The following is a 13,972-nucleotide window of genomic DNA, read 5'->3' as shown; positions in this document are numbered from 1 at the left end:
CTGCAGAACTTGCAGAGATGAACGGGGCACAAGTTGAAAATGCTCTCATCAACGGACACCCTGCAAATTATTTCACGCTTGCCGCCAAGCTGTTTTCGGAAGGAAATAAGCAGGAAGGAGTGAAATGGTTTTATGTGGGTCAGATCCGCTACAGAGCGTATCTGCAGGCCAATCCTTCGTTGGACCCTTCCGGTGATCCGGCCCTGTTCTCGTCGCTGATGTATACGGTGGGAACGCCCCTGAACGGGTATATCGGCGGCGACACCGATGCATGGATGGCCACCATCGACAGTGCCGTGCAATGGCATGACGGACATCCTGACAACTTCCTTGATAAAGATAAAAATCAGGCGGTGTATGCAGCTGTCTTGTCTGGTCTGGACAGTCTGAAGCAATATATTGCCGACAATAAGGATGCCATCCGCAAGGAACGTGAGGCCAACGGTCTGGAAAACCGCTGACCGCAGGCATGCGGAAGAAGCGGCGCGCGGATAATCATGGCGGCAGGTGAAAGGCCGGGTAGTATACCGGAATAGCCGATAATTTCACCGGAACAGAGGAGAAAACCATGAAGAACCGCTGTTGTGTTGCCATTTTGGTGCTGTTATGTGTGTTTCTGGCCGGTATTGCTCCTGCAGGAGCGGATGACGGGGACATACAGCGCGTCGTGACAAGTGTGACTACGGATGACGTAAACCGCGCAGCCATGGCCATTGCCTTTACCAGAGGCATCATGCAGGAAAAACAGGTGGAAGGGATTTTGTTTTTCAATGTATATGGTGTGAATCTGGTTAATGCGGGCAAGGATTCGCCTGTGTACGGCAATGGAAAAACCGTGGCGCAGATGCTCAGAGAGTTTATGGACGCCGGCGGTGTGGTCATGGCGTGCCCCATGTGCATGCAGCATGTGGGCGGCATGACATCCGCAGATCTGATACAGGGAGTCAGCGCGGTGAAAGGCGGCGGAGTCAAGGCCGTATCCGGTCCCCGCACACTGGCGCTTTCTTACTAGCCGTATCCTCCGGTATGGGCAGGCCCCGTGTGCCGGATTATACGTTAAAACATGTCAGGTATCAGGCAGGCGGCACCTCGTGCGCCTGCCTTTTTTTATGCGGGGGAGGCCGCAGGAGTACTGTACAACCGTTGCGGCAGCCTGATTGCTGCCGAAGGGAAGTCCCCGCTGGTGCGCACAGCCTCAGGCGTGACACAGTGCCGTGCAGTGGCTGCGCGCATGGGTACGTGCCGGTAAAAGCGCACCAGATTCACCGGCGGCAGCCTTCGGCTGTCACGCCTGCAACGCTGTCTGCAGGCGGACCGCGCAGGCCTACTGTGAAGGCACGGCGGCCGTATTGCTTTCAGTAAGGTGACCGGTGCCGGGATCATCCCACCCAGAGTAGCGGAAGGCTCTTTTTTTCAGGTACTCAAGGGTGTCGTGTCCGATGTCTTTGCGGACAAGGACGAATTCGCCGGAAAAAATGACAGGTATTTCATGCGGACGGCCTTCAAGGTCCAGTCGTATGGCTTCCGCCATGGCCACACCGTTATCGTCGTTCATCCGCATCACGGTCACATCCAGTTTTCCCGTCAGCAGGGCTTGCAGCTCCGCACTGCCTCCTCCCCAGCCGTTAAGTAGTACCTTACCCTGCATGCCCGTCTGCTCCATGGCTTCTGCCGCTCCCAGCGCCGTGTCTGTGGCGCAGGCATATATCAGGTCGACATCCTGCGAAGAAAGTATGTCCAGTGTCGCCTGCCTTGCCTTTGCGCGTATGCCGTCGGTGTAATAGGTACCGGCAAGCTTCCAGTGGGGGTGAACGAATGCTTTAAAGGTGTCACCGCGCATGGTGCTGACATAGCCCTGCGAAAAGTACAGCATGGCATAGGTGCCGCCCTGCGGGCGGTTCAGCATGAAGTGGTCTGCCAGCAGCCGTGTGCCGCTGATGTGGTCGAAACCTGCATACAGCAGTGGCTGCCTGCCTTCCCAGCTGCGTAGCGGAGTCGTGATGTTCTGCAGTATTATCTTGGGTCTGCCGCGTTCAAGTACCTGCTCTATCATTTTTTTGTGCCGCCCCACATCAAGGGTGAAGACAAGATAGTCCGGGTCGGCCTGCAGTGCTTCGCGCAGTTGCTGTTCCTGCAGGCGTACATCCAGTGTGGGGCGAGAACGGAATTCAAGCAGTTCATAGCGCAGCCCCAGCTCGTCCATGCGTGCTTTGAAAGAAGCGGCGCTGCGTTGCCAGTAGTCGGAAGCCTGAACTCCCGGATGAATGAAGGCAATGCGTATGTGTGGCAGATTGCGCGTAACAGGGGTGGCACCACCGCGCACCAGTGTCTGAAAGCGCATCATGGTGCGCAGTTGAGCGGGGTGTTTTTTCTGATATTCTTCGACGGTATAATATTCTTCTGCAGAAAGCTGCGCCGCCTGAACCGTGGGGGCAACGGACAGTACAGCCAAAAAAAGCATCGGAAAAAACGCCGTTGCGTGTAGAAAAAAAGTGCTGGTGAAACGCATGAGCCATCTCCGGTGCTGCGTTGTCTGCAGTGGGCCGGCCGCCGTGAAGTCTGACCGGAATTGTTTGTAAAATATGTTTAATTACAGGATATTATATCTTGTTGCGTGGGGTTTTTGCCGAGTGAAATGGGGTACAGACCGTATTGTAGAAAGACTGTGCGGCAGGGGCCATTATAGACATCGTGTACATAGTGTTGTTATTTTCAGTATCTTTAAGTTTTTTTAAGCATGTATATTGACCGGACGTTTTTTTTCTGCTTTCTCCAAGGAAAAAACCGATGGAGGATGACATGAAGAAACTTGCTGTGACCTTGGCGCTGGTGTTGTGCCTGCCCGTGATTGCCCTTGCCGCGGACTGTACAGCTGTTTACGGCGACGGATCCACCACGCTGAAGCTGGCGACGGGAAGCCCGGGAGAGCTGGGCCTGCTGGAAGAACTGGCAGGTGCGTTCAATGCGGAGCATGACACTACGCTGTGCTGGGTGAAGGCCGGTTCCGGCAAGTCACTCAAGTTGCTTCATGAAGGCGACGTTGATCTGGTGATGGTGCACGCGCCCGCAGCAGAGAAAAAAGCCGTGCAGGAGGGCTGGGCCGGTGAACGTACGCTCATAGGCTCCAATGAATTTTATATTGTGGGGCCGGAAAATGACCCTGCAGATATCGCTTCGGCTGCTTCAGCGGCAGATGCCTATGCACGCATTGCTTCGGCACAGGCGCTTTTCTTTTCGCGTGGTGACAATTCCGGAACCCATAAAAAAGAACTGGCCATCTGGAAGCAGGCAGGAGTCGCCCCGCAGGGGGCATGGTACACCGTAACAGGTGACTTCATGCAGGCCACGCTGCTCAGAGCCGATGCCGAAAAAGGGTATTTCATGACCGATTCGTCCACATGGGTGGCCACCAAAAAAGAGGTCCATAATCTCAAGGTGCTGTTCAGGGGCGATATCTTTCTGGTGAATACCTATCACGCCCTGCTGGGAACAAAGGGGCACAATGCCGCACTGGCAGACAGCTTTATCAAGATGCTGGGCAGTGACAAAGGGCAGCAGATGGTACGTGACTACGGAAAAGATCTGTACGGCGAAGGCATGTACAATGACGCGGAATACGCTGCGCAGTATGACCATTAACAGATAATGCCGCCGCGGCGGTGACGGCGCCGGCAGTTCTGTACGGAGCAGGCGTCATTGCACGGATGCTGGCGGAAGAACGGATATCGCAGGCGGCGGTAACACAGGGTGCATCGCCGGACGCTTCAGAGCGTCCGGCGTTTTTGTTGCGCGTACATGGGCTGGCGGATTGTTACCGGCCGCATAACGGGCTGCGGGCAGCGGGAACGCATGCGCGGTGCCGTGCAGGGGCAGAACCTGCGGCCGGCGGTCTCTGCCGGCAGACCGGGATGGACGGCATCTGGTTGTGTCCGCCTGCATCCTCTGCCCGTGACGGGCGGCACATGTCAGCCCTGTTTACAAATCTTCCGCTGCCATGACGCAGTCGCCGCCCCGTGCTTTTGCCTGATACATGGCGTTGTCGGCCCTTCGGGTCAGGGAGGTCAGGTCGTCGCTGTCGCGGTAGGCCGCCACACCGGAACTGAACCCCACAGGAATGTCGGGAGCGGCGCATACTGCGGCGGATATGCGCCGTGCCAGCGCCCGGGCGCTTTCTTCATTTCCGTCCAGCAGGATGATGAATTCGTCTCCGCCCCAGCGGGCCAGAAGATCGGTGGGGCGCAGCCTGCCGCGTATGACGCGGGCCATGGATGCCAGTACTTCGTCACCGGCAAGATGCCCCAGCCTGTCGTTTACTTCCTTGAAACCGTCCAGATCGATGATCAGTATGGAGAAGGGGATTCCGTCGCGCGATGCCCTGTATGCGGCCAGGTCAAAGCGTTCCTCCAGCTCGCGGCGGTTGGCTGCTCCTGTCAGCGGGTCTGTTCTGGCAAGATGCTCTATGCGTGCCTGATATTTGTTAACCGCCAGCACGCACAGGGCCAGTATGACAAGTGTGGAGACAAAACCCATGGCCAGCGTGCGCATGAAGTTGCCTCTGGCCGTGCGCAGGGCTGTCATTTCATCCTGCACCACCAGCAGATGCCATTTGAATTCAGGGATATAGCGCGACGTAAGCAGATAATGTCTGCCGCCGGCGTCGTACTGCAGGCTGACTGCATCGCCCTGACCTGCCAGTATGTCCGGCGCAATGTCACGCAGCCCGTCCATTTCGGTTATGTAGGCTTTTTCCACCAGTGACGTGTCGGGATGTATCTGTATCAACCCGTCCTGATCGATGAGGAAGGCCTGACGCAGATACGTGCGCTGTGCTTCATCCAGCAGCTCCAGAGCCTTATCCAGCGCTATGCCTGCCCCGGTAACGCCCAGCAGCCTGCCGCGGTCGTCTTCAAGGCGGAAGTTTACAAACACGGTCATGGTGTTGCCGGCAGCCTGATTGACGTCGATATCAAGGTCGTATGGCTCTTTGTACCGTGTGAATGCGTAGAACCACACATCATGCGGGTCGCGGGGACCGATTTTTTTCAGAATGCCGTCCGGTGTGTAATAGCGGTCGGTTACCGCCGAAACGAAAAAGGTGCTTAAAAAGCCATATTCCTTTTTGATTCTGGAAAGATACCGGCGCACTGCGTCCTCATTCTGTTCGCCTCCGGTCACCCAGTCGCGCAAAAAGGTGTCGTTGGCCATGGCCGAAGACACCAGAAGGGGACGCATGAGCGCACTGTGAATTTCGGAATAAATGTTTTTGCCGGTCAGCGGCAGGGCGGAGCGGAGCAGATCGTCACGCACTGCATTGCGGGTGACAACATAGTTGATGATGCTTGTCGCCAGAAAAACGGTAATGAGAATGGCCGCCAGTGCGGAGATGAGACGTGTTTTGAGCTGCATTGTCTGTTCCGCGACGCGGAGCCGCCGTAGGGGTGCAGAGGATGATGATGCGTGTGCCTGCGCCGGAAACAGCGCCTGACAGGGGCCTGCCCGCGGCAGCGGGAAAATGTGCCGCACGAAAATATCTTAGTTGCACAGGTGCTGCGGGTCAACGCTTTGTGCAGGCAGATAAAATACCAAGCCCGCCTGTCCGGGCGGGCTCGGGGAATGTTATCAGATGGGTTCCAGCCCTTCTTTTTCCAGCAGCGGAACCGCGTATTCGATGGATACCGCATATGAAAAGCTTGTCGGCATGGGTTCTGTGCCGTCCACAACGGGAGTTGCTTCCAGCGGGTCAAACCTGCCGCTGACAATGCCTATGACGCGCAGGTCGTCCAGCCCCACCAGCGGGCCGCCTTTTGATCCGCCGTGTACTCTGCTGTCAAACAGAAACATGTTTGTTTCGTTTGTTGACCGCATTTTGGCGCAGATGACAGCCTGCTGCAGCACCTGCGTGTAAATGCACTGAAAGCCGAAAGCAAAACCCAGACTGGCAACGCCGTTGCCTTCCGAAACATTTTCGGGAACGCCGATGACATGGTCGGGCATGGTTATTTCCACAGGGTCGGTGAAGGCCAGCAGGGCCATGTCCCGTTCTTTGTCCATCCGGGCAAGCCGCACGGGAATGGCGGCCAGCGCCTCGCTGCTTACCGGATGAAACCCCGCCTCGGCAGGGGCGGGTACAACCATGAGCGTATCGTCGGGGCTGATGGCATGCGCCACGGTAAGCAGATAGCCCTGCGGGTGAATGACAAAAGCGGAAGCAAGAAAAACAAGTTGGTTTCTGCTGTCGGTTTTAAAAAGCTTCATGCAGCCGTTACGATAGCGCATATGAACATCTTGAAGCATATATGATATTCTCCGTGGTTACGGTTGTTCGGCCAGCCAGCGGGTAACCTTTTCGGGATGCGTGCGAATCCAGCGGAGCGCTTTTTCGTAGGGGAAAAGCCCTTTGTCGTCCTGAATCCACAGCATCAGCTGGCCCATGTCTTCGGGAGACCAGTAAAATGCGTCCAGCAGGCGGAATACCGCCTGATTCTCTTCGGCCAGACCCTTGCGGGTCATGGTATGTATGCTGCCGCTTTCAGAAAAAACGCCTTCAGGGTCTTCCAGAAACTCCAGATTCCAGCGTGCGAACGCCCAGTGCGGCAGCCAGCCGGTAAATACGACCCACTCCTGATGCCGTACGGCGTGCGAAAGCTCCGCCATCATGGCCACTTCGCTGCCGGACTCCAGCCTGAAGCTGTCCCTAAGCCCGTAGACATCAAGAGCCCGTTCCGCCTTTTCCATTACACCGGCATCGGGTTCTATGCCGATGATGCGGTGACGGTAACGCTGGGCATCTTTACGCAGTGCGGGTATGGATGCGGTGGTCACATACGGCCTGTTGCGCAGCCCCGTACCGGCTGTAAACCTGCCTGCCGTTACCCGCGGCACCACCAGTCCCGTGCGGGTGCCTTCCAGATTGGGGCCCAGGTCGTCCAGCATACCGGCGTATCTGGCGCGGTAGGCGGAGTGTGTGTGCGGCAGCCATGCGGAAAGCATGGCGTCCGCCTCGCCGGCGGCCACCATGCGCCACATTTCTCCGGCGCCGGCAGCCACCAGCGTGCAGGGAATCCCCAGTTTTTCCTGAATGAGCGCCTTCATCAGATTGGCACTGGCTATGGAGGACGACCATTGCGCATATGCTATGGTCACGGGTTTTTCAGCCGCGCGGACAGGGCCGGCTGCCAGAATAAGCACCGCTGCGACAAAAACGATAACTCTGCGCATGATGGTTCTCCTTGTCAGGCTGAGGAAACAGGGCTGCTACCAGAACTTGCGCCTCCCGAAGGTTCTGTCCAGTACAGGTTTGCGCTTCACCCGGAAGCGTACCTGCTGCTTGGGAATACCCAGCGTAAATTCCTGCGGGCCGGAGTATTCTTTGAGCCCTTTGTGCAGTGAATAGCACATGCCGAGCAGGATGACCGCAAAAGGCAGCCCCGTGGTGATGGTGGCTGTCTGCAGCGCCACCAGTCCGCCGCCCATCAGCAGCACCGCGGCCACAACGCCTTCGAGCAACGCCCAGAAAAGGCGTGAAAGAACAGGCGGGTTGGGGTCTCCGCCCGAAGTTATGATGTCAATGACCATGGAGCCGGAGTCGGAAGAGGTCACAAAGAAGGTTATGACCACCACGATGCCCAGAAAGCAGGTGACAGAGCTGAGCGGGAAGTTTTCCAGCATGACGAAAAGGGATACCGGCAGGTTTTCCTGCACGGCGGTGGCAATGCCGCCTGCCCCGAACATTTCGATGTTCAGTGCTGTGTTGCCGAAGATGGTGATCCACAGAAACGTGATGAACGTGGGTACCAGCATGACTCCCATGATGAATTCGCGGATGGTGCGCCCGAAAGATACCCGGGCGATGAACATGCCTACAAAAGGTGACCAGGCGATCCACCAGGCCCAGTAAAAAATGGTCCAGCCGTGCTGCCACTCGGTATGTTCATATGTCTCGTTCCATGTGGAAAGCTGCGGCAGAAACTGAATGTAATAGCCTATGTTTTCCAGTGTGGCGTTAAGGATGAAAAGCGTGGGACCGAGAAAAAGCACAAACAGCGCCAGCATGCCGGCAAGAACGATGTTGATCTCACTCAGCCGGCGGATTCCTTTGTCAAGACCCGCGACGACACTCCATGTGGCAACAGCGGTGATGGCCGCAATAAGAATGACCTGAATGCCCGTGGACTGTCCGATACCCCACAGATGGTCCAGTCCCGCATTGACCTGCTTGACTCCCAGACCCAGCGACGTGGCCACCCCGAACAGGGTTGCCACCGTGGCCATGATATCGATGGCGTTGCCCACAGGGCCGTAAATCCGCTCGCCCAGCACGGGGTAGAATGCGGTCCGGATGGAAAGGGGCAGACCTTTGTTGAATGAAAAAAAGGCCAGCGACAGGGCGACAACGCTATACACAGCCCACGGATGCAGGCCCCAGTGCAGAAACGTGATGTCCATGGCTTTGCGGGCGGCTTCCGTTGTTCCCGGTTCTGTCAGCGGATTGGCAACATAGTGGAACATGGGTTCTGCCACTCCGTAAAACAGCAGGCCGATGCCCATGCCGGCGGAAAACAGCATGGCAAACCACGCCATGGTGGAAAATTCTGGCTCGGCATCGGGACCGCCCAGTCGGATGTCTCCGTAGCGGCTGACAGTAAGCAGCAGAACAAACAGCAGTACAATGTTCATCGTGGCGATGAAGAACCAGCCCGTGTAGGTGGACATGTAGGACTGCATCGTCTGGAATACGTCGCCAAGAAAATGCTGGAAAACTAAGGTGATGCCGACGAAGAGGAAGATAAGCCCCGCGGAGCCGAAAAAGACCCACGGATGTACTTCCAGATGAAACCAACTCGGTTTCGTATCTGCTTCAGGAGTGGAGTTTTTGTTGCTTTGTTCGTTCACAGTCTCATCCTTGTGTAGGGGGCGGCCGTCCGGCACGCTCCGTTCAGCACGGAGCGCATCCTGCCCGGCGTAAACCGGAATAAGCCGGTACGTATCCCGTCACGCAGTTGCGGTTGCGAAAACGACTATCCCCCGAAATGTTTTTGGTGGTTTTTAGGCCAAAAATAATACGTCAAAGCAGGCCTGCCGTCAAAGCTGCGGCCGGATAATTGTCAAACCATCCGGGGAGGCATGACGGACCGTAAGAGAAACAATCGGGTGCAGGGCAAAAAAGCTGTGCCGTGATGCTTAGATATTGCGGATAATGAGTATGATTGCGCTTAACGCGGAAACAAGGAATACCACCGGCCGGGTGTAGCCCGCGTCGCACAGTGCCGCGGCACGGCGCGAGGCCAGATAGCCCAGTGCCACAGCGGGAGCCAGCATCAGCGCTACTGTCAGTTCGCGTTGGCCTATTTTACCCACATAGGCCAGTGCCGCCTGAGCCATGATGATGGAAATGAGACCTACAAACGCCAGCGTGCCGCGCAGCCTCGGTCCCGGCTCGTTCTGAAGAGCCAGTGCCAGCGGCGGCAGGCCGACACCGCTCACCGTGCCCATGAATCCGCCCACCAGACCGGCGGAGAGCAGAGTGGCTTTGCCCTGCGGCACCGGCAGCCCCGAAGCGCTCATGCCGACAGCAGCCAGAATGAGCGCGCTGAGCAGCAGGGCTGTTTCCCGCTGCGGCAGACTGCTGATGAGAGCTGCGGCGACAACGGTTCCTATAAGGTAACCGCCTATGGTCCCTCTGACACTGGGCATGCTTACATGTCTGCGGCCGCTATAGGCCATCAGTGCCGTGATGATGCTGACCAGCAGCACAACAGGACCGGGAAGAAACACCGGGTCGATGATGTTGAGCAGAGGGCCGATGAGCAGAGCCAGACCGAATCCGGCGACTCCCTGTGCGAAAGCGCCGAAAAACACAATGATAAACGCAAGCCCGAGGCTTGAGAGTGAAAGTCCTGTTTCAAGCATGGAATAATGAAAAAAGGCTAGATGTGAGTGTGTTGTATCCATCAGTGCCGCCCGTGCCGTGATGAGAAAGCACGGGACGCTTTTGCAGTACGGTCAAGCCGTCCGCGGTACGATGTTGCGCAGCGTGGCGGCTTCCTTCCGGTCTGCGGCAGGCGGGAAGAAGGCCGTGCCACCTTCAATGGTATGGTTGGACATGAAATGAAATGTGTCAATTCATAATTCGGCCATGCGGGGCGTAAACATGGTGAACCAGCCTGAACGGGATGAAAAACACGAAGATGCAGCATGCATTGCACGGAGCGCTGTTCTGAGTTTGCTGTTTTTGCCGTCGGTGCAGCTCGGTTTTTCTATCTGCTGGTTGAGTGTACTACGGTGCTATCCCGTCTTTTTCTGTCCGATGCACAGCCCTACGGATTCATTGATGTTGTCAAGTGAACCGGAGAGTATTGTCAGATTTTCGGACAGAAATTGAAGCGTTTCTGTCCGTTCTTTGACACCGCCCGGTGTGTCCAGTTCTGTCGCCTCACCGGAGAGAATATAATCAAAAACAAAAATGCCGCCCGGCGCCAGATGGTCCAGCAGATGTCTGGCAATGGTCAGGGGTTTGTGCAGATGTTCAAAAACAGTGGTGATGACAATGAAGTCGTAGACTTTTCCGTCCTCAAGCGGCTGATCGAATTTTTCGGGAGAGATTACCGGCATGTCGGTGACGGCGTCGTCCCGCATGTATAAATGGCGCGCATAATGGAAAGGAAAGTTGGCGATATCCGTAAGTGTCCATGATACTGGGATATGGTTATAATAGTTTTTCCATGTGCGGTAGTACGGAGCGAGTGAGCAGCCGAATTCAAGGGCGCGCATGCCCGCAGACAGGTGCCTGAAGGCTTTGTAGGCGCGTATGGGGCGCAATGCGAGCCCGTAAACGTAAGAAAATGTGGAGTATATGTTGTGCGGCTTCTGCCAGTTGGCAAGGTGCAGGTCAGGACTGTCCCATCGGTAATCCGCAGGATTCTGGACTTTCAGCCTGTATGCGTGACGCAGGGCGTGAAAATCGGCAATATAAAGGGGACGACCGTTAAGGGCATTGCGCCAGTAGTCCTCAAAGTCCGTGAACCATTTTTTTACAAAACCGCACATGACAAGCGGTTCCATGTACCGGGTCTTTTGCAGCAGTGCTGTCGTAAAAAAAGACAGCTTGTTGCGCAGAAAGGATTTTCGGACAGTGTTCTTTTTGGCCGACTTATATGCTTCATCCTGTCTGCTGTAAGCTGCAGGAAGATTTATTCTGAGGTCGTCATAGCCGTTGCCGCCCGGCAGCCAGTCCTGTTCATCTGACATGAGGTTTCCTTTACTGAAAATTGCCGGCTTGAGGCCGGAACAGCTTTACCGCCGCTGTTGCAAAAGAGGCGCAGCAGAATTTTATACTATTCTGCATTACAATATATCAAGCGGTAGTGTGTGTAAATGGTGATTGATTATGGATTGTTGAGGTTGTACGGCATACGCTGCCCCGCCGGATGCATGCAGTCTTGACCGGTCCGGTATCAGCTGAAAAGGCCCGCGTGCGGCCGCACATGCTGCCGTAAATGCCGTCGGTACCGGGAGTGCTTCCGGGCTTTTGTGATATATGACACCTGTCTGCGGCGGCGCTTGCTGCTTTTTTTTGTCGCTGCGTAGCCGCAAATGTCGAAAAGGCTATTGACGCAACTTGACGCCGCGCTGACCCCGCATGTACTGTGCGTCCACTGTGAAGGGGACGGCGCGGCAATGCGGTGCCGCGTCTCTGCCTGCCGCTACGGAAAGCAGGCCCGGCCGCGTGACGGCGCCGGGCATACCGCCGGTCAGCACCGGCGTTTTTTCGTGCGGCGGTACGCACGGCACACCGCACCGCGCAGGCGTATGCGTCTGTTTTTTCTGTGTCGTTCTCCCCTTGTTCCGTATCTGCTTTTATCCGGGGCACAAGCGGGCAGCGTGGGTGCCACGCCGCCTGTCTGCCTCCGTGCGGCCATGCCGCATGAAACAAGGGGTGTGATCAATGTTGGATTCCAGACATTCCGGCGCGGCCTGTATTGTGGCGGGCACCGCCATAGGGGCGGGCATGCTGGGGCTGCCCATGGTTATCGGTCCCATGGGCTTTCTGCCGGGAACATTGCTTATGGCCGTGGTATGGGCCATGGCGCTTTTTTCCGCGCTGCTTCTGCTTGAAGTGAATCTGAAAATAGGCGCCGGAAAAAATTTCAATAATATGGCCCGCGAAGTGCTGGGCCGCGGCGGGCAGATAGTGGCCACGGGCAGCATGGCTTTTTTGCTGTATGCGCTGCTGGTTGCCTATCTGACCGGTGTGGGCGGTCTTGTGGCACGTACCGGCGGCGCGCTGGGCATGGCCGTCACTCCGCAGGCCGGCAGTCTGCTTTTTGCAGTGGCCGGCGGTGTGGTGGTGCTTATCGGCACGGCGCTTGTGGTCAGAGTCAATAAAGCGCTTTTCTACGGTATGCTTGTGGCCATGGTTGTGGCTTTTGCCAGCCTTGTGCCGGGGGTGGATGTGGCGAACCTGACCACGGCGGCCCCCCGCGAAAAGCTGGTACTGGCCTGCCTGCCCGTGCTGTTTACGTCTTTCGGGTTTCATACGGGCATACCGAGCATCGTCCGTTTTTTGCGCAGCGATGCCCGCAGCCTGCGAAGAGTCATTCTGGTGGGTACGGCGTTGCCCGTCATCTGTTACTTTCTGTGGCTTATGGTGTCGCTGGGAGGTATGCCCGCTGCGGACATCAGCCGTATGGGCGGTAATGTGGACACGCTTGTTTCCGCCCTTGCCGGCAGTTCGGCATGGCTCGGATCGGTACTGTCCGCTTTTGCCGCTCTGGCGCTGATCACATCGTTTCTCGGGGTGGCACTGGCACTGTTTGACCTTCTGGCCGAAACATTCCGGCTTAGCGATTCTGTGCTGCACCGGGCGGTTACGGCTGTGCTGGTGTTTGCCCCGCCGGTGACTGCCGCGTTATTGTCGCCGGGCAGATTCATTCAGGCACTGGCCCATGCGGGTGCCGCGTTGACCATCCTTGCGGTGTTTCTGCCCTGTGCCATGGCATGGAAGCTGCGGCGCGACAATGTGCAGGCGTCCTATCAGGTGGCGGGCGGTACCGCCGCGCTTGTGGTGACCTCTGCTTTCGGTTTGCTGGTGGTTTCGGCAAGCTATCTGTAAGTTTCCTGCTATACCGGTCCAAGGCTCCGCGCGATGTGCGGAGCCTTTTGTTTTGCACAGTGAGCACTACCGGCTGAATTTTTCACGCGCGTTGACGTTGCGGCGCTGTCTGCTTATGTAGACTGGACATCCCCGCGGCCGCTTTGCCGGCCCGAACGCAAGACTGGTCCGTGTGACCGGGAGGTGCATTATGAAACGTCTTCTGCTTGCTCTGCTGTTGGTGCTTGTTGCGTCCTCTGCGCAGGCCGCTGTGTGGAAGGTGGATACAGATCATTCCGCCGTGCATTTCAGCATACAGCATATGATGATAGCGCAGGTGCGCGGCGCGTTTCACGACATCAGCGGTTCTGTGACGTTCGACGGCGCAGTGCCGTCCGCCTTTGACATCACTGTAGAAGTGGACAGCCTTGATACCGGCGTGGACAAACGGGACGATCATCTGGAAAGCGCCGACTTTTTCGACGAGCAGCGTTTTCCGCTGATCCGTTTTGTAAGCACGGCGGTCACTCCTTCCGGCGAGGGGTACGAGGTGACCGGCAATCTGACCCTTAAGGGAGTGACCAGACCCGTGACGTTCATGCTGGGGGGGGTGGACAGAAGCATTACCGACCCGTGGGGCAATGTGCGCAGGGGCGGGGTGGCAACATTGACCATTGACAGGCGCGATTATGACGTGCACTGGAATGCTCCGCTGGACGGCGGCGGGCTGCTCATAGGCAATGATGTTGATATCATTGTTGATTTTGAAGTGCTTGAGCCTCGCTGACGTCAGCATTCTTTTGTGAAGATATCGGGCAGCCCCCACGGGGGGCTGCTTTTTTTTGTGCCGCCGTCTGCCGGCTGCTGAAGCAGAACAGCCGC

At 56.8% G+C, this 13,972-nt stretch carries 12 protein-coding genes; 5 read left to right on the top strand and 7 right to left on the bottom strand.

Annotated elements, in window-relative coordinates:
- Nucleotides 1–17 precede the first annotated feature (17 nt).
- Both ACZ5D1_RS14430 and ACZ5D1_RS14425 read left to right on the top strand, forming a co-directional pair.
- Nucleotides 18–461 carry a hypothetical protein gene (locus tag ACZ5D1_RS14430; RefSeq protein WP_464555239.1) on the top strand — a complete coding sequence of 148 codons (444 nt, stop codon included), beginning with the start codon at nt 18–20 and terminating at the stop codon, nt 459–461.
- A gap of 107 nt (nt 462–568) precedes the next feature.
- Nucleotides 569–1,012 carry a DsrE family protein gene (locus ACZ5D1_RS14425; protein ID WP_011369040.1) on the top strand — a complete coding sequence of 148 codons (444 nt, stop codon included), beginning with the start codon at nt 569–571 and terminating at the stop codon, nt 1,010–1,012.
- A gap of 312 nt (nt 1,013–1,324) precedes the next feature.
- On the opposite strand, the gene ACZ5D1_RS14420 is transcribed toward ACZ5D1_RS14425, so the two are convergent.
- Complete coding sequence (locus tag ACZ5D1_RS14420) at nt 1,325–2,509, bottom strand: substrate-binding domain-containing protein (RefSeq protein ID WP_464555237.1); 1,185 nt, start codon at nt 2,507–2,509, stop codon at nt 1,325–1,327.
- Between the two features lie 290 nt (nt 2,510–2,799).
- Here ACZ5D1_RS14420 and ACZ5D1_RS14415 point away from each other — a divergent pair, with 290 nt between their 5' ends.
- Nucleotides 2,800–3,639: an ABC transporter substrate-binding protein gene (locus tag ACZ5D1_RS14415; protein ID WP_027182286.1), complete on the top strand. Its 840-nt coding sequence runs from the start codon at nt 2,800–2,802 to the stop codon at nt 3,637–3,639.
- 336 nt (nt 3,640–3,975) lie between these two features.
- Here the strand turns inward: ACZ5D1_RS14415 and ACZ5D1_RS14410 are convergent, their stop codons facing one another.
- The 6 genes from ACZ5D1_RS14410 to ACZ5D1_RS14385 form a co-directional block, all read right to left on the bottom strand.
- The gene (locus tag ACZ5D1_RS14410; protein WP_011369037.1) at nt 3,976–5,406 is read right to left on the bottom strand and encodes a sensor domain-containing diguanylate cyclase; all 1,431 of its coding nucleotides are present in this window, start codon (nt 5,404–5,406) and stop codon (nt 3,976–3,978) included.
- 213 nt (nt 5,407–5,619) lie between these two features.
- The gene (locus tag ACZ5D1_RS14405; protein ID WP_011369036.1) at nt 5,620–6,294 is read right to left on the bottom strand and encodes a S1 family peptidase; all 675 of its coding nucleotides are present in this window, start codon (nt 6,292–6,294) and stop codon (nt 5,620–5,622) included.
- A gap of 18 nt (nt 6,295–6,312) precedes the next feature.
- The gene (locus ACZ5D1_RS14400; protein WP_011369035.1) at nt 6,313–7,218 is read right to left on the bottom strand and encodes a glycine betaine ABC transporter substrate-binding protein; all 906 of its coding nucleotides are present in this window, start codon (nt 7,216–7,218) and stop codon (nt 6,313–6,315) included.
- A 36-nt stretch (nt 7,219–7,254) separates the two neighbouring features.
- Nucleotides 7,255–8,892: a BCCT family transporter gene (locus ACZ5D1_RS14395; RefSeq protein ID WP_011369034.1), complete on the bottom strand. Its 1,638-nt coding sequence runs from the start codon at nt 8,890–8,892 to the stop codon at nt 7,255–7,257.
- 288 nt (nt 8,893–9,180) lie between these two features.
- Nucleotides 9,181–9,951, bottom strand: coding sequence for a sulfite exporter TauE/SafE family protein (locus ACZ5D1_RS14390; RefSeq protein ID WP_011369033.1), 771 nt, complete (start codon nt 9,949–9,951; stop codon nt 9,181–9,183).
- Nucleotides 9,952–10,284: 333 nt separating this feature from the next.
- Nucleotides 10,285–11,247 (bottom strand): class I SAM-dependent methyltransferase, encoded by a 963-nt coding sequence (locus tag ACZ5D1_RS14385; protein ID WP_455696818.1) that lies wholly within the window; start codon nt 11,245–11,247, stop codon nt 10,285–10,287.
- Between the two features lie 697 nt (nt 11,248–11,944).
- Here ACZ5D1_RS14385 and ACZ5D1_RS14380 point away from each other — a divergent pair.
- Together ACZ5D1_RS14380 and ACZ5D1_RS14375 are read left to right on the top strand one after the other, a co-directional pair.
- The gene (locus tag ACZ5D1_RS14380) at nt 11,945–13,111 is read left to right on the top strand and encodes an amino acid permease (RefSeq protein ID WP_273191799.1); all 1,167 of its coding nucleotides are present in this window, start codon (nt 11,945–11,947) and stop codon (nt 13,109–13,111) included.
- Between the two features lie 190 nt (nt 13,112–13,301).
- On the top strand, nt 13,302–13,877 hold the full coding sequence (locus ACZ5D1_RS14375; RefSeq protein ID WP_464555232.1) for a YceI family protein: 576 nt from the start codon (nt 13,302–13,304) through the stop codon (nt 13,875–13,877).
- Nucleotides 13,878–13,972: the final 95 nt, after the last annotated feature.

The sequence above is a fragment of the Oleidesulfovibrio vietnamensis genome, from assembly GCF_055388115.1.
Note: the sequence above shows the minus strand (reverse complement) of the source record. Positions and strands in the feature narration are given on the sequence as shown.